Origin of the sequence: Actinomadura harenae (assembly GCF_003696215.1) — a bacterium.
Taxonomy (GTDB): Bacteria; Actinomycetota; Actinomycetes; order Streptosporangiales; family Streptosporangiaceae; genus Spirillospora; species Spirillospora harenae.
In genome coordinates, this window is the sequence record NZ_RFFG01000005.1 from 136,440 (window position 1) to 152,693 (window position 16,254).

Annotated in this window: 14 protein-coding genes; 6 read left to right on the forward strand and 8 right to left on the reverse strand. The window is 71.7% G+C overall.

Annotated elements, in window-relative coordinates; all coding sequences use genetic code 11:
* Positions 1-65: 65 nt before the first annotated feature.
* Both EBO15_RS04530 and EBO15_RS04535 read left to right on the forward strand, forming a co-directional pair.
* On the forward strand, positions 66-1,238 hold the full coding sequence (locus EBO15_RS04530) for an NAD(P)-binding domain-containing protein (protein WP_233615937.1): 1,173 nt from the start codon (positions 66-68) through the stop codon (positions 1,236-1,238).
* An 88-nt stretch (positions 1,239-1,326) separates the two neighbouring features.
* Complete coding sequence (locus tag EBO15_RS04535) at positions 1,327-3,285, forward strand: S9 family peptidase (protein ID WP_122193013.1); 1,959 nt, start codon at positions 1,327-1,329, stop codon at positions 3,283-3,285.
* Between the two features lie 109 nt (positions 3,286-3,394).
* On the opposite strand, the gene EBO15_RS04540 is transcribed toward EBO15_RS04535, so the two are convergent.
* The 6 genes from EBO15_RS04540 to recA all read right to left on the reverse strand — a co-directional run bounded on the left by EBO15_RS04540 (position 3,395) and on the right by recA (position 11,499).
* Positions 3,395-4,345, reverse strand: a complete 951-nt coding sequence (locus tag EBO15_RS04540; protein ID WP_158628131.1) for a trypsin-like serine peptidase — start codon at positions 4,343-4,345, stop codon at positions 3,395-3,397.
* Positions 4,346-4,853: 508 nt separating this feature from the next.
* Positions 4,854-6,503 carry a ribonuclease Y gene (gene rny, locus EBO15_RS04545; protein WP_122193015.1) on the reverse strand — a complete coding sequence of 550 codons (1,650 nt, stop codon included), beginning with the start codon at positions 6,501-6,503 and terminating at the stop codon, positions 4,854-4,856.
* Positions 6,504-7,616: 1,113 nt separating this feature from the next.
* Positions 7,617-7,826: a hypothetical protein gene (locus EBO15_RS04550; protein ID WP_122193016.1), complete on the reverse strand. Its 210-nt coding sequence runs from the start codon at positions 7,824-7,826 to the stop codon at positions 7,617-7,619.
* A gap of 9 nt (positions 7,827-7,835) precedes the next feature.
* Positions 7,836-8,072 (reverse strand): MarR family winged helix-turn-helix transcriptional regulator, encoded by a 237-nt coding sequence (locus EBO15_RS04555; RefSeq protein ID WP_122193017.1) that lies wholly within the window; start codon positions 8,070-8,072, stop codon positions 7,836-7,838.
* Between the two features lie 390 nt (positions 8,073-8,462).
* A complete protein-coding gene (gene recX / locus EBO15_RS47015; RefSeq protein WP_325051867.1) occupies positions 8,463-10,232 on the reverse strand; it encodes a recombination regulator RecX in 1,770 nt (589 codons plus the stop codon).
* Between the two features lie 139 nt (positions 10,233-10,371).
* Positions 10,372-11,499 (reverse strand): recombinase RecA, encoded by a 1,128-nt coding sequence (gene recA, locus EBO15_RS04565; protein ID WP_122193019.1) that lies wholly within the window; start codon positions 11,497-11,499, stop codon positions 10,372-10,374.
* 251 nt (positions 11,500-11,750) lie between these two features.
* On the opposite strand from recA, the gene EBO15_RS04570 reads away from it, so the two are divergent.
* The 4 genes from EBO15_RS04570 to EBO15_RS04585 all read left to right on the forward strand — a co-directional run bounded on the left by EBO15_RS04570 (position 11,751) and on the right by EBO15_RS04585 (position 14,711).
* Positions 11,751-12,611, forward strand: a complete 861-nt coding sequence (locus EBO15_RS04570; protein ID WP_122193020.1) for an ATP-grasp domain-containing protein — start codon at positions 11,751-11,753, stop codon at positions 12,609-12,611.
* Positions 12,612-12,730: 119 nt separating this feature from the next.
* Positions 12,731-13,069 carry a hypothetical protein gene (locus tag EBO15_RS04575; RefSeq protein WP_233615938.1) on the forward strand — a complete coding sequence of 113 codons (339 nt, stop codon included), beginning with the start codon at positions 12,731-12,733 and terminating at the stop codon, positions 13,067-13,069.
* Position 13,070: 1 nt separating this feature from the next.
* Positions 13,071-14,228, forward strand: a complete 1,158-nt coding sequence (locus EBO15_RS04580; RefSeq protein ID WP_122193022.1) for a glutathionylspermidine synthase family protein — start codon at positions 13,071-13,073, stop codon at positions 14,226-14,228.
* Between the two features lie 15 nt (positions 14,229-14,243).
* A complete protein-coding gene (locus EBO15_RS04585) occupies positions 14,244-14,711 on the forward strand; it encodes a DUF350 domain-containing protein (RefSeq protein ID WP_122193023.1) in 468 nt (155 codons plus the stop codon).
* An 81-nt stretch (positions 14,712-14,792) separates the two neighbouring features.
* Here the strand turns inward: EBO15_RS04585 and EBO15_RS04590 are convergent, their stop codons facing one another.
* A complete protein-coding gene (locus EBO15_RS04590) occupies positions 14,793-14,987 on the reverse strand; it encodes a DUF3046 domain-containing protein (RefSeq protein WP_122193024.1) in 195 nt (64 codons plus the stop codon).
* A 9-nt stretch (positions 14,988-14,996) separates the two neighbouring features.
* Positions 14,997-16,250, reverse strand: coding sequence for an alpha/beta hydrolase (locus EBO15_RS04595; protein WP_122193025.1), 1,254 nt, complete (start codon positions 16,248-16,250; stop codon positions 14,997-14,999).
* Positions 16,251-16,254: the final 4 nt, after the last annotated feature.

Genomic DNA, 16,254 nt, shown 5'->3' on the forward strand with positions numbered 1-16,254 from the left:
CGTCCGGCCCAGCGGTGAAGGGCGTCCCCGGGAATCCGGGGGCGCCCTTCCGGGTTTCCGGGGACGTGACGTACGACGGGATTCCGGCGGGCGCGACCGCCGTGGACGTGGCGGTCGTGGGGGCCGGGCAGGCGGGGTTGTCGGCCGGGTACCAGCTGCGGCGGGACGGCGTGGACTTCGTGATGTTCGACCATGCGCAGCGTCCCGGCGGGGCCTGGCAGCACCGGTGGCCGACCCTGACGCTGGGCAAGGCGCACCGGATCGCCGATCTTCCCGGGATGCCGCTGGGGACGCCCGATCCGGGGCGTCCGGCGTCCGACGTCGTGTCGGAGTACTTCGCGCGGTACGAGCGGGAGTACGGGCTCGACGTGCATCGCCCGGTGGACGTGTCGTCCGTGCGGGACCTGCCGGACGGGCGGCTGCTGCTCTCGACGTCCGAGGGCGACTACGCGGCCCGTTTCCTGATCAATGCGTCCGGGACGTGGGAGAAGCCGTTCTGGCCCCGCTACGCCGGAATGGAGACGTTCCGGGGGCGTCATCTGCACACGCACGACTACCGGGGGCCCGCGGAGTTCGCCGGGAAGCGGGTCATGGTCGTCGGCGGCGGGGCCTCGGGCGTCCAGGCGCTCCTGGAGATCGCTGAGGTGGCCGCTGAGACGCGTTGGGCCACCCGGCGTCCTCCAGAGTGGGTCGAGGGGCCGTTCGACGAGGAGCTGGGCCGTGCGGCCGTCGCGAAGGTGGACGAACGGGTGCGACGCGGACTGCCGCCCGGGAGCGTCGTCTCGGTCACCGGGCTGATGCTGACGGACGAGGTGCGGGCCGCGCGGGCGTCGGGGGTGCTGCGCAGGCTGCCGATGTTCGAGCGGGTCACGCCGTCCGGCGTGGTGTGGGCGGACGGGTCGTCCTTCGACGCGGACGTGATCCTGTGGGCGACGGGGTTCCGGGCGTCCCTCGGGCACCTGGCGCCGCTGGGGCTGCGCGGGCCGGGCGGCGGGATCGCGATGGACGGGACGCGGGTCGCCGCGGATCCGCGCGTCCATCTCCTGGGGTACGGGCCGTCCGCGAGCACGATCGGGGCGAACCGGGCGGGCCGGAGCGCCGCGCGGGCCGTCCGGCGCGCCCTCCAGGAGACAGGGCGACCACGGGCTAATATCGGACGGACCACAATGAATCTCCCCAGTGAGCGTCCGGAATCTCCGCGTGACGACCGAACTGCGGAGATCGCCCCTGTTGCCTGAGTTCTCCCCGCTGAGCGGCTCGTATCTTTCCGGCGGCAACTGCCCCGTCATGGCCCCAACCGATCCTCCGATGCGGGACGATTCGCATATGACCGCTCGTGCGACCCTCCCCTACGGCTCCTGGCCGTCACCCATCTCCGCCGCCGACGTCGCCCGCGCTCGGCTGCGGATCGGCTTTCCCACCGTGGCGGGCGACGACGTGTGGTGGCAGGAGACCCGGCCGGAGGAGGGCGGCCGGACGACGGTCGTCCACCTCGCCGAGGGCCACCGCACCGAGCTGCTGCAGGCCCCCTACGACGCCAGGACGCGCGTGCACGAGTACGGCGGGCGGTCATATCTGCCGGTACCGTCCGGCGAGGGCCACGCGATCGTGTTCTCCAACTACGAGGACCAGCGGCTTTACAAACTCGACCCGAACGACCCGAAGCCCTATGCGCTGACACCGGAACCGGCCCAGCCAGGGGGGTTGCGCTACGCCGACTACGTGCTGTCCCCCGACGGCACACAGGTGTGGTGCGTCTGCGAGGGGCACACCCCGGGCGGCATCAGGCGCGCGATCGTCGGCATCCCGCTCGACGCGTCCGCCGCCGCGGACGCCTCGGCGATCCAGGAGCTGGTCAGCGGCGCCGACTTCTACGCCTCCCCCACGCCGTCGCCGGGCGGCGGGCACCTGGCGTGGGTCCAGTGGAACCACCCGCGGATGCCCTGGGACGGCACGGAGCTGCGCGTCGCCGCCCTCGCGGACGGCGAGACCGTCGCCCCGCGCACGGTCAAGGGCGGGCTCACCGAGTCCGCGCTCGCCCCGCTCTGGCGGGACGACGAGACCCTGTACGTGATCTCCGACTGGCCGGGCTGGTGGAACATCTACCAGGTCGGCCTGCACGGCGAGTCGGCCCAGGCGCTCTACCCCGCCGAGGAGGAGTTCGCCGGCCCGCTGTGGACGCTCGGCGGCAAGCCCTACGCGATCCTCGAGGACGGGCGCCTGGCCGTCCTGCACGGCGAGGGCGACCTGCGGCTCGGCGTGTACGACCCGGAGACCCTCGAGCTGACCGACCTCGACCTGCCGTACGCGGACTGGCGTCCGGCGCTGTCGGTGTCCGGGTCGACGGTGCTGGGCGTCGCGGGCGCGCCCGAGGTGCCGACCTCGGTCGTCCGGGTGGACATGAGGACCGGGCGGGCCGAGAGCCTGCGGCGCGAGCTGGCCGAGCCGCCGAACGCCGCCTACCTGTCGATGCCGCGCGCCGAGCGCCTCGAGGGGCCGTTCGGGCGTCCGGTGCACGCCCTGGTGTACCCGCCGTCCAGCCCGGACGCCGAAGGCCCGGCCGGTGAGAAGCCGCCGTACGTGGTGTTCGTGCACGGCGGCCCGACCGGGCGCGCGTCCAGCACGCTCGACCTGGAGCACGCCTTCTTCACCAGCCGCGGCATCGGCGTGGTCGAGGTCAACTACGGCGGGTCGGCCGGATACGGGCGCGCGTACCGCGAGCGGCTCCGGCGCCAGTGGGGCGTCGTGGACGTCGAGGACGCCGTCGCCGCCGCGCGCGCGCTGGTCGACCTCGGCGTCGCGGACGCCAAGCGGCTCGCGATCCGGGGCGGCAGCGCGGGCGGCTGGACGACCCTCGCCGCGGTCACCACGACCGACCTGTTCGCCGCCGGGACGTCCTACTTCGGCATCAGCGACCTGGCGTCGTTCGCGGCCGCCACGCACGACTTCGAGTCGCACTACCTGTTCGGGCTGATCGGGCCGCTGCCCGGATTCGAGCGCGCGTACGAGGAGCGCTCCCCGCTCGGGCACGCGAGCCAGACGTCCTGCCCGGTGCTGCTGCTCCAGGGCCTGGACGACCCGATCGTCCCGGCCGACCAGTCCGCCCGGTTCGCGGAGGCGCTGGACGAGAAGGAGGTGCCGTACGCGTACCTGACGTTCGAGGGCGAGTCGCACGGGTTCCGGCGAGCCGAAACGGTCATCACGTGCCTGGAGTCGGAACTCTCCTTCTACGGCCGCACGCTCGGATTCGAGCCGGTCGGCGTCCCGCCCATCGAGCTGAAGTAGCGGATACCTCCGTCAAGCGGAACTGCGGTGTGCCGGGGGCACACCGCAGTTCTCGTTTTACGGGGGTTGTTTCAGTTGTAGGGGTTGGGCGTGAGTGCTCGGCCTTGTGTCAGGCGCGGTTGTCGGCGGCCTTCCGCAGGTTGTAGACGTCCGAGTCGAAGTACGGCGAGTACGAACGCCAGGAGACGCTTCCGCCTTCCTGGTATCCGCCGATCACACCGTTGACGTAACCGGTGTGCGACTTGGTGTTGTACCAGAGCAGCCAGGGGCTGCCGCTGGTACCGCCATAGAACCCGGTGCAGTCCATCCGGATCTGGTACTTGAACGCCTTGGCCGTCTTGGTCTTGCAGTAGATCGGACGGTTGCTGCGGCTCGGGTAGCCCGCGACGTTCACCCAGTTGCCCGCGCCCTCATCGGTGGCGAGCTTGTTGTAACCGACCACCTGCTCGATCTTCCGGCCGCTGCGCGGGTTGACCGCGATGAAGCCGTAGTCGAGGTCGGGGTCGCTCTTGGAGGCCCAGCGCTTGTCCACCAGCAGCATCTTGGCCGACCAGATCCCGTAGGGACGCTTGCCGTTGTCGAACTTCGGCACGAAGGCCACGTTGCGCGAGTAGCCTCCGCCGCGTCCGCCGTGAATGCAGTGCGCCGCCGTCAACAGCAGACTCTTGGAGTAGCTGTGGATGACGCTGGCCGTGCAGTAGTGATTGCCCTTGCCGTTGTTGAAGAACACGGCGCCGACCGTCGGGATCCCACCGAACGCGGCGGACTTCGGGACGCTCTGCGCCGTCACGCTCCGCCCGCCCATGGTTCCCGGCGAGGGACTCGCCGACGGACCCGTCGAGGGGGCGGCCGCCTTCGGACCGCCGACCGGAGTCGCCGAGGCGAGCCGCTGCGGGGTCCAGTAGTTCTCGGCGTCCTGCGCCTCCACCGAGCCGATCTGCTGGCTCGTGGAGGTGTCCGCCACCGCGTGCGTCTTCGCGTGGCCCTGGCTGACCAGCACCCCGCCCGTGGCGACCGCCGCGACCCCCGTGACCGCCACGACCGCATAGGTAACCCGCATCCGACCCTTTCGCATTCGCCCGAAAATACCGACTCTTCCGTCACGCCACAACGAGAATGATCAGTCTCGTCCGGAAACCTGACCGGCCGATCAAGATCGTTCCAGCGGGCGCACCGGGAGGTGACCCGCTCCATGCCCGCGCTTGGAGCACGTCTCCCAGACTGCCGGGGGCCCGGCCATCCGGCACGACCGAAACCCCTTCCAGCATGGACGAGGCCCGTGACGCGCGTCCCGCCGGGGCCCGCTCCGGACGGATTCGAACATCCGGACCGCCCCGCGCCCAGGCCCCGCCGGCCCCCCGCCGAGGCCTGATCGCGGGCCTGTGTGCGGGCCACAAGCGGCCGACGCGTGAGCTCGCTCCCACGGGCGGCACGCCCGCGCGACAGGCTGTTGGAGGCCTGTCGCGCGGGCGCGCGTGCGGAGAGCCAACCGACGACTCGACGGCGGTGGGACGGTCAGCGGTACCCGGTTGTGCGGTGGGACGATCTCGGTAGCGCGGGTGAGGCGGTCAGCGGGCGAACTCGGTGGCGCGGGACTCGCGGACGACCGTCACCCGGATCTGGCCGGGATAGGTCAGCTCGTCCTCCACCTGCTTGGCGATGTCGCGCGCGATCACCTGAGCCTGGATGTCGTCCACCGTGTCCGGACGCACCATCACGCGGATCTCGCGTCCCGCCTGCATCGCGAACACCTTGTCCACGCCCTCGTGCTTCTCGCGCGCGATCTGCTCGAGCCGCTCCAGCCGCTTGACGTACGCCTCCAGCGACTCGCGGCGCGCGCCCGGACGGCCGCCGCTGATCGCGTCCGCCGCCTGGGTGATGACGGCCTCGACCGTCCGCACCTCGACCTCGTTGTGATGCGCCTCGATCGCGTGGACGACGTCCTCGTGCTCGCCGTAGCGGCGGGCGATCTCCGCGCCGATCAGCGCGTGGCTGCCCTCCACCTCGTGCGTGAGCGCCTTGCCGATGTCGTGCAGCAACGTCCCGCGCTTCACCACGTCCGCCGGGAGCCGCAGCTCGTGCGCCATGATCCCGGCGAGGTGCGCCGACTCGACCAGGTGCTTCAGCACGTTCTGCCCGTAGGACGTCCGGTACCGCAGTTGCCCGAGCAGCGCGATCAGCTCCGGGTGCATCTCGGTGATGCCGAGCTCGACCAGCGCGTCCTCGCCGGACCGCACGCACAGCTGCTCGACGTCGGACCGGCTGCGCTCGTACACCTCCTCGATGCGCGACGGGTGGATGCGGCCGTCCAGCACCAGCTTCTCCAGCGTCAGCCGCGCCACCTCGCGCCGCACCGGGTCGAAGCAGCTCAGCAGCACCGCCTCGGGCGTGTCGTCGATGATCAGGTTGACCCCGGTGGTGGACTCGAAGGCGCGGATGTTGCGGCCCTCGCGGCCGATGATCCGGCCCTTCATCTCGTCCCCGGGCAGGTGCAGGACGCTGACCACCGACTCGGCGGTCTGCTCGCTGGCGACCCGCTGGATGGCCAGCGTGACGATCTTGCGGGCGCGTTTGTCGCCCTCCGCCCGGGCCGCGTTCTCGATCTCCCGCGTGAGCGGCACGGCCTCCCTCTTCGCCTGGTTCTCGATCGCCGAGACCAGCTCCGACTTGGCCTGCTCGGCGGTCAGCCCCGCGGTCCGCTCGAGGACGGCCCGCCGCTCGTCGTCCAGCTTCGCGAGCTCCTCCCGGCGGGTCTCCAGGGACTTCCTGGACTCGCTCAGGCGGCCGGACCACTCCTCCAGGCGCCGCACCTCGCCGTCGAGCCGCTGCTCGCGCTCGGCGAGCCTCGCCTCGCGGCGCTCCAGGTCCTCGCGGAGCGTCCGGAGGTCCTCACGCAGCTCCCTGGCCTCCTCCTCGACCTCGGCGCGCGCCGTGGTCACCTGCCGCTCCGCCTGCGTCTCGGCCTTCGCGACGATGCCGTGCGCCTCGTCCCGGGCCGTCCGGCGCGTCTCCTCCGCACCCTCACGGGCCGTCCGGCGGATCTCGTCCGCCTCCTCGCGCGCGGCCCGGCGGATCTCCTCCGCTCCGTCCCGGGCGCGCTCGGCCTCCTCCGGGTCGGGTCCGGCCGGGGTGCCCGGACGCCGCACCACCATGACCAGGGCCACCACGGCGATCAACGCCACGAGCAGCGCCGCGACGGTCATTCCCGTGCCGCCCATCAGCGCCTCCCCACGGAAACGGCCGGACGGGCCGTCGGCCGGAGCGGGGTCGCCGGGGCCTCGGCGCGCCGTCCCGGCGGGGCCGCGTCATGTCGTCCGGTGCTCATCCCCGCACCTCGCGTCCCGCGTTACCGGCGCCTCCCGCCGCCGCGGTGACTCCGGCCGCGTCCACTGGACGCTCCGGCCCCCGTCCGCCGCCGCGTCCGTGGACACGGCGTGAACGCATGACTATCGACAAACTCACGGCACGCATGATGATCACCGCTATCTGTTCGTGAGATACCGGCACCCCGGAGCGGACCCGTGCGAGGCAGGACAGGCCGGTCCTTCTGGGCACGCGTGGCGTCGGGGTGCGCGAGGGGGAACGGAGGCGGACGGTCGTCCGTCCGCCTCCGGTGACAGGGAATGACCCGGTGTGGCTCCGGGCTGAAGGCCGTCCGGCCTGTGGGGTGGGGCCGCGACTCATGCGGGCCGGACGGAAGGGCCGGCCGGGCGGGGACGCCTCGTCGCGTCCCGGCGTCGGGACACGTCCTGGCAGTGGGGTGGGGACGGCTCCGGCCGTGTGGACGGACGCCCGGACGGTTCTGGGGCGTCCGGCCGCGAGGGTGGGCGGACGGGTGATCCACGTGACCACTCGCGGGTGGAGTCACGAGGCCGTTCCTTCCTCGCCCGCGGGCCCCTGACGGGGTTCTGGAGCCCTGCCTCGCGAGGACCTACCCGCACCCGAGCGGATCGTCGGGTACACGACATCGCCCGGCCGCCGTCGTGACGGCACCGGGCCGGCCGATCCGCTCCGGACCGGTTCCGGTCGCTGCCCCTCCCACCTCTCGCCTGCTAGAACACGCTCGGTCGTATGGAAATCCGCTGGTGCGCGGAGTAACTCCTCACTGCCGTAACGGTAAGCGCCATCCAGGTGATGAGCAAGCAAACCCAGGGCATTCCGGACAGGCTCCTCCGCCCTTTCACCGCCGTCCACCCCGCTCACCTGCCGCGACGTGACAGCCGGTCAACCTCCCGCTAACACCTCCGGCGTGTCGCCCCACAACCTCCCGGGGAGGCACCACCTGCCCCGTTCGTCCCCCACGCGTCACGCGGTTGGGGAGGCCAGGGCGGTCAGTGGCCGAGGCCGCGTTCACCCATGTCGATGTCCCAGGCGTCGGCGAGGACGATGTCGATCTCGATCTCGGCGCCCTCGATCGCACTGCCGCCGTACGTGCGGTAGGCGTCCTCAAGAGACTCGGCCTCGACGTTGTCGTAGGAGGTCCGGCCGTCGCGGGTCCGCGTCCGCATGGAGTAGATCCTCAGCCGCTTCTCGCCACTCATCACCTCAAACTAGCGCGAGTCGCCGACGTCCAGGAGGAGACGGAGCGAAGCGACGAAACGCTCGCCCTCGGCGTCCCCGAGCGGGGCCAGGAAGTCGCGCTCCATGCGGCGGCGGGCGCCCTCCGCCCGGCGGAGCAGGTCCGCGCCGTCCCCGGTCAGGGCGACGACGTTCTTGCGCCGGTCCTGCTCGCCACGGCGGCGCTCGACGAGGCCGCGACGCTCGAGCCGGTCGACGGGCCCGACCATCGTCGTCCGCCGGCGGACGGCTCGTCGTGGGCCTCGGCGTCGGCGGCACCCGCCGGCCCACGCGCCACCGGCATCGCAGCCCAGCCGGTGGCGCGTGGGAACGGATGGCCCCGTGGAGGCTCGGCGGTACCGCGTGAGCGGCGGGAGGACGCAACCGGTTCATGCTTCGGCGCTGCCCGAGCGAGGTCCGGCAGCGCGAGCAGCGGGTGTGCGGGCGCACGGCGTCCCTCCCACTCCGACCAGCGCGCGCCAAAACGCGGCGTAGCCGCCTACCTTGTGACGCCCGGGGGCTGGCCGTGCGTCAACGGCCTGCCGCCTGCCTCGCGAATGCGCGGCGCTTCGCTGCCCTCTGCGGGCAGGGCGGTGGAGCGTCCGGCGGAGGGCGTCGCGTCAGTCGAACTCCCAGCTCTCCGGGAGGGTGTCGGTGTCGTCGTCGATGTCGCCGCCTTCGGCGTCCAGCGCCTCTTTCACGACGCGGTAGGCCATGCCGGGCGGGTAGCCCTTGCGGGCGAGCATCCCGACGAGCCGCCGGACGCGCTTCGTGCGCTCGACGCCGCGTGTCGAGGACAGTCTGCGCACGACGAGCTCACGCGCGCGCCGTTCCTCCTGCTCGGAGTCCAGCGACTCCACGGCCTCGCTGACGATCTCGTTGTCGACGCCGCGCCGGCGCAGCTCGGCCGCCAGTGCCCGCCGTCCCAGACCTCGTCCGGCATGTCGCGACTGAACCCATGTCTGCGCGAACGCCTCGTCGTCGATCAGGCCGACGTCGGTGAACCGCCCGAGCACCCGCTCCGCGACGTCATCCGGGATGTCCTTCCTCCGCAGGGCGTCCGCCAACTGCGCCCGGGTGCGCGGCGAGCCCGTCAGCAGCCGCAGGCAGATCTCCCGGGCCCGGGCCTCCGGATCCCCGGTGTCCCGCTCGCGCGTGCCGCCGTCCTCGTTCCGGGGCCCTGGCGCGGACTCCCCGGCTCGGCGTTCGCGCTCTTCGGTGCCCGGCTCCCGGCCATGCTCGTCCTCGTTCGAGGCTCGCCGCCGAGGTCCCTGGCGTCCACGACGACGCCCGTCGGACGCGTCCTCTCCGCCCCAGGAGGCTCGAGAGCCACCGAACGGTCTCTCCGACTTCCGCTTCCCCGAGTCACGCCGCCCTCGGCTACGACGTTCGCCTGATGCCGCGGCCTCGCTCGCGGAGGTTCCGTTCTCAGGGAACGCGTCGTCACTGGAGTCACCGCGCGTCGGGGGTGCCTGCGGCGAGGCGCCTACTGCCGTGTGCTGCCACTCGGACACGCTCTCTGTGGGCGGATCCTGCACGAACGAGCCCTGCGCACGGTCATCCATGGGGACGTTCTGTTCGGGGATGTCCTCGACAGGCGTATCCCCCGTCGGCACGCCCCCCTCGGGGCTCGGTGGGAGCGGCCCCGCACCGTCGGCAGCATCCTGGAGGGCGCTGGGCTCCCGGGCTCCCTCTTCTGGGCCGCCCCCTACTGCGCGGCTCCTCGACGCCGCGCTCCGTGGCCTGCTCTCGGCCGCCGAGGCATCAGCGGCGTCGCTTGCCGAGCTCTCCGGTTCCGCCTCTGGTCGGGGGGCGGGGGCTGCGGCGCGTCGTTCGGAGGGCGTCCGGCGTGGCTTCTTGGCCGCCGGGGCGGCTGCGGAGACCGAGTCGGAGGGCGGCTGGGACGCGTCCTCTGTTCCCGTCTCGTGCTTCTCGATGGGCGGGGTGCTCAGCCAGGTCGGGGGGGCGTCCGGGGGCTTCGGGGTGCTCTCGGCAGTCCCTCGGGTTTCGTTCGGCGGTGCGGAGGACCGCTGTGGGGAAGCGGGTGTTGCGCCCCAGGGGTTGCTGGACGGGCTCGCCCACGGCGGCGGAGCGGCCGTGCTCGGCTGGTTCCAGGGCAGTGCGCTGGGGTCCGTCTTCGGTGTGGGGACGTTCCAGGGGAGGGCGGCCCCTCCCTCGGCCGGAGGCTGCGCCGTCCCCGGGTTCGGGTTCTGGGCGTCGGCCGCTCCGCTCCAGGACGATGCCGCTGGAGTCTGCGTGTCGGTCTCGGCAGCGTCGGAGCCCGCGTTCCCGGTGGTCGGGGCCTGCTCGGGATCGGTACGGGGAGGCGCCCAGGGGGTGGCGGACGAGGTCGGCCACGATGGGGTGTCGTCCGAGGGCGGGGTGGTCATCGGAGGCCCTCGGGGACGGCGGCGCCGGTGGGGAAGGACCGCGCACCGGCGAACCGGTGGCGGTGGAGGCGCCGCCGCCCTGCATACGAGATCATCGCTCAGTCTTCGTCAGGAGTCACCCGATTCGACGGATTCGCCGTCAGGAATCCCCGGCCTTGGCCTTGGCCGACTTGCGCGCGGACGGAGCGGCGGCAGCGGCGGCAGCGGCGGCGGGCTTGGCCGGGGCCTCGGCGGCCGGCTTGGCGGCGGCGTCCCCGGCCGGCTTGTCGACGCGCGGCCCGACGCCGAGCTTCTCCTTGATCTTCTTCTCGATCTCGTCGGCGGTGTCGGGGTTGTTCTTGAGGTAGTTGCGGGCGTTCTCCTTGCCCTGGCCCAGCTGGTCGCCCTCGTAGGTGTACCAGGCGCCGGACTTGCGGACGAAGCCGTGCTCGACGCCGAGGTCGATCAGGCCGCCCTCGCGGGAGATGCCGTGGCCGAAGAGCAGGTCGAAGTCGGCGACCCGGAAGGGCGGGGCCATCTTGTTCTTGACGACCTTGACCCGGACGCGGCTGCCGACGGCCTCGGTGCCGTCCTTCAGGGTCTCGATGCGGCGCACGTCGAGCCGGACCGAGGAATAGAACTTCAGCGCGCGGCCACCGGTGGTGGTCTCCGGCGAGCCGAACATGACGCCGATCTTCTCGCGCAGCTGGTTGATGAAGATCGCGGTGGTACGGGTCTGGTTCAGCGCACCGGTGATCTTGCGGAGCGCCTGCGACATCAGCCGGGCCTGCAGGCCCACGTGGCTGTCGCCCATCTCACCCTCGATCTCGGCGCGCGGGACGAGCGCGGCGACCGAGTCGACGACCACGATGTCGACCGCGCCGGAGCGGACCAGCATGTCGGTGATCTCGAGCGCCTGCTCGCCCGTGTCGGGCTGGGACACCAGCAGGGCGTCGATGTCGACGCCGAGCTTGGACGCGTACTCGGGGTCGAGCGCGTGCTCGGCGTCCACGAACGCGGCGATGCCGCCGTTCCGCTGGACGCTGGCCACCGCGTGCAGCGCGACGGTCGTCTTGCCGGAGCCCTCGGGGCCGTAGACCTCGACGACGCGGCCGCGCGGCAGGCCGCCGATGCCGAGCGCGATGTCGAGCGAGATCGCCCCGGTCGGGATGACCTCGACGGGCGCGCGCGCCTCGTCGCCCATCCGCATGATCGAGCCCTTGCCGAACTGCCGCTCGATCTGGGCGAGCGCGGTCTCGAGAGCCTTCTCCCGGTCGTTGGCTGCCATGTCTGCCCCTTGTCTCGTATTCGGTCGCCGGGTCTGCCGGCTCTCGGCTTCGCGATGTCGAAGGCGACGTTACGAGGTGCCTCCGACAGTTCTCGAGCCCTCACCGGAACTGTGGATAACGTCGCTCGCCGGGCACAGCCTACCGAACATCCGTTCGATCATGGACGGGCCTCCCGATTCGCCCCGGATTACCCGTGCGCCGAACGCCTCGACACCGTACGCTGGCGGCGCCGTCCCCGGAGGCTTTCATCATGACGCTGACCGTCCTTTTCTGCGTCGATCCGCTCCACACCCGGCGCGTTGAGCCCCACTTCTCCCGCGAGGCCGCGGCCGTGCGCGATCACTACGGCGAGATCGGCCTCATCGACCACGACGAGCTGCGGCGCGGCGACGCCGACGCGGCCGTCCGCGGCGTCCCCCGCGACCTCGGGCACGCCTGGTACCGCGGCTGGATGCTCACCGGGGCCGAGTACGCCGCCCTGGCCGCCGCGCTGAAACGGCGTGGCACGGTGCTGCTCACCCATCCGGACGACTACAGGCGCGCGCACGAGCTGCCGGGCTGGCACGACTCGTTCGCGGGGCTGACCCCGAACAGCGTGTGGCAGGAGCTCTCCCCAGGGGACGACCCGGGCGACCTGGCCGAGCTGGTGCGTCCCCTGCGCGGCGGGCCCGGCATCGTGAAGGACTTCGTCAAGTCCCGCAAGCACGAGTGGGCCGAGGCGTGCTTCGTCCCGGACGTCCGTGATCTCGCGCGCCTGCGCGCCGTCGCCACCAAGATGATCGCCCTTCAGGAGGAGTACCTGGCGGGCGGCCTGGTCGTGCGCGAGTACGAGGAGCTCGACGGGGACGGTGAGGCGCGCGTCTGGTGGGTGGACGGCGAGCCGGCGCTCGTGGGGCCCCATCCCGACACCCCCGACACCGAGCCCGAGCCGGACCTCTCCGGGGTGGCGCGGGCCGTCCGGGCGCTGGGCTGCAGGTTCATCACCACCGACCTCGCGCGCCGCGCGGACGGCGCCTGGCGCGTGGTGGAGGTCGGCGACGGGCAGGTGAGCGATCTCCCGGCGACGGTCGACCCGATGGATCTGTACGCTCACCTGCCGGTTCCTGATTGACGGCGAAGAAACCGGATTAGGTACGGTTTCGTCTCAGATACGACCGTGAAACGTCACCCGCTAAGGACGTGTCCCCGTTGCCCCCTCAGGAACCCGCGCGCCGTCTCAGCTCACGAGCCGTGAAGATCGGCATGGTGAGCGTGCTGTCCATCGCCGTCACCTCCGCCTGCGGCACCAAGTCCACGACGGCCTGGTGCGTCGACCGCATGGCCCCTCCGACCGGCCTCACCAAGGGCGGCTACAAGGTCGTCCCGGACGCCTACTGCGACACGCGGGAGATCGAGAACGGCTCGGTCGGCTACAACCGGTACTTCTGGTACTACGGCGGCAAGCGGGACAGGTACGGGTACGTACGAGGCGGCGGCTACAGCGCGCCGCGCAGCCACCGGATCAAGTCGAGCAGCGGCCATTCGCTGATCCGGGGCGGTTTCGGCGGTCACGGCCGGAGCGGCGGCTGATATGCGGCGCGAGTACAGCGACCCGCGTCCGGACTGGGCCGCGCGCGTCGAGGCGCAGGGCCTGGCCTACCACCGGACGGCGCATCCCGAGTATCTGAAGCGTCCCTACTGGGACGAGTCCGTGCACTACGTCTTCGAGATGGACGAGGTGCTGGCCCTGGAGGAGACCGTCGAGGAGCTCCACCGCATGTGCCTCCAGGCGGTGGAGCACGTGGTCACCACGGGCCGCTACAACGTGCTGGGCATCCCCGACTGGGTGGCGCCCCTCATCGAGGCGTCCTGGCGGCGGCGCGACCCGCATCTGTACGGGCGGTTCGACCTGAGTTACGGCGGCACGGGCCCGGCCAAGCTGCTGGAGTACAACGCCGACACCCCCACGTCCCTGGTGGAGAGCTCGATCGTCCAGTGGTACTGGCTGCGGGACGTGTACCCGGACGACGACCAGTGGAACTCGATCCACGAGCGGCTGGTGGCGCGCTGGAAGGAGATCGCGGGGAGCGTCCCGGGCGGGCGCGCGCACTTCGCGTGGACGAACGAGGACGAGACCGGTGAGGAGGTCATGACGGTCGCCTACATGCAGGAGACCGCCGAGGAGGCGGGCCTGCCGGGCGAGGCGATCGCCATGGAGGACATCGGCTGGGATCCCGTGCGCGCGCGGTTCGTGGACATGGGCGAACGCGAGATGACCACGGTCTGCAAGCTCTACCCGTGGGAGTGGATCGTCGCCGAGCCGTTCGGCCGGAACCTCGCGCACGCGCCCACGAGGTGGATCGAGCCGATCTGGAAGATGATCCTCTCCAACAAGGCGCTCCTGGTGCTGCTCTGGGAACTGTTCCCGGGCCACCCGAACCTGCTGCCCACGTACCTGAACACCCCCGGCGACCTGACGTCCTACGTGCAGAAGCCTCTGCTGGGACGCGAGGGCGCGAGCATGCGCATCGTCACCCCGGACGGCCCCGAGGTCAGCACCGAGGGCGAGTACGGGCGCGAGGGCTTCGTGTTCCAGGAGTTCTGCCCGCTGCCCGACTTCGACGGGGAGCACCCCGTCCTCGGCGCGTGGGTCGTGGAGGACGAGTCCGCCGGGCTCGGCATCCGCGAGACCTCGGGCCTCATCACCGACGACACGTCCTCGTTCGTCCCGCACCGCATCCCGCTGTAACCCTCGAGGAGAACCATGACCCCGCTCGCCGCCGCCTCCGGCGACGACAGCCTCGGCCATGTCCTGCTGCACGGCTCCGGAGCCCTGCTCGCGTACGCGGCCGCCGGCCTCGTGCTGTTCGTGGCCGGTTTCTACATGACCGACCTGGCGACGCCCGGCCGCCTGATCCACGTGATCCGCCGGGACCGCAACCCCAACGCCACGCTGCTGGCCTGCGCGTCCACGGTCGGCGTCGGCCTGATCGTGGCCGTGTCGATCTTCGCGGCGGGCGGGGACCTGATCGAGGGCCTGACCCGGACGCTGGTGTTCGGCCTGGTCGGGATCGTCGCGCAGACCGCCGCGACGATGGCGTTCAACCGGCTCGTCGGGATCAACGTCCGGGAGCTCGCGGACGGCCCGGAGGACAAGCTGGAGCCCGCCGCGATCCTGCTGGCCGTGGCGAACGTGATGATCGGGTTCGTGACCGCCGTCGCGGTGTACTGACCGCCGACCGCAGGCACTCCTGCTGTCACGGGCGCGCGCGGACGTTTGGCCGCGCGCGCCTGGCGCCGGGGTGAAGAGTGCCTAGCGGAGGCTCGCGGGCACGTCGAAGGTGGCGACGACCGCCCGCCAGACCGACTTGGCGGATTCGCCGTCCGCCAGGGCCTGGTCGATCGTGCGCCCGCCGAGCTCGGCCAGGACGTAGTCCTTGGCGACGCTCGCGGCGTAGCCCTCGCCGAACTGCTCGTTCATCCGCTGCCAGAACATTGTGAGACGCACGCCGACACGCTATCCGACGGACTCGTCCATCTCGTCCGGTCCGCTCGGCCGACCCGCCTGGACGTACCGGCCGTGCAGGTCGGCCAGGTGGCGTCCGACGCCTTCGACCACGCGGGCCGTCCGGTACGACGGGAACACGTCGAAGGCGTGTTGGGCCCCCTGCAACTCGGCGTAGAGGACGGGTGCGTCCGACGCGTCCCGGAGCTTGTCCACGAATCGGCGTGCCTCCAGGACGGGGATCAGCGAGTCGTGACTGCCGTGGATGACGAGGAACGGTGGCGCGTCCGCGCGGAGGTAGCTCACCGGGGACGCCTTGGCGAAGGCATCTCGATCCTTGTCGAAAGACCGTTTCAGTACGCGTTTCTGTAGCAGCGCGGTCTTTCCGAGGGGAATCGGCCAGGGGCCTGGTTCGAGGAGGTCGTACACGCCGTAGATGGGCACAGCGCCTTGGACGGACGTGTCCACGTCCTCGAAACCGGGCTGGAACTCGGCGATGTTGGCCGTGAGCGCGACCATGGCCGCGAGGTGCCCGCCCGCCGAACCCCCTGTCACGCAGAGGAAATCCGGGTCGGCCCCGTACTCCTCGGCATGCGCGCGGTACCAGCGGAGGAAGTGCTTCAGGTCGAGCAGGTGGTCGGGCCACGTGGCGCGTGGGCTCAGCCGGTAGTTCACGTTGAATCCGACCCATCCTTGCAGCGCCATGTGGTTCAGCAGAGGCAGGCCCTGTTCGCGCTTGTCGCCGATGATCCAACCGCCACCATGGATCTGCATAAGGCCGGGGCGTAGGCGCCCGTCGTTCTTGGGGCGGTACACGTCCAGCTTCAGGCGCAGCCGCCCGTCCTCGTGGAAGACGACATTGCGGTCGACCTGGACGCCGCGCCGGGGCACCAGGCACAGCGGCGGCAGGATGAGCTGGCTCAGCGGATAGCGAGACGGCACCTGCGGGTCCGGATCCCCGGGGACGCCGCTCTCGCGGAGCGTGGCCGCCGTCCCGCGGGACGCCGCGATCGTGCCGATCGTCCCGGCGAGCCCGACCAGTCCCAGCGCCAGGCCGACCCCTCCGGCCCAGCCGTCCAGGCCCCCGGCGGCGGCTGTCGAGACGAGCCCGACGATCTCCAGAACCAGCAGGTGGGGCGCCATTTCTAGGGCGAACCAGCCCGCGAAGAATCCGGGCATGGACAGGACCGCCCCGTGGGGCGGGCGGCGGGCGTTCACGGCGAGCAGCAGGCTCACCGCGCCCACCGCGAGCAGGACGTACGGCATCGGG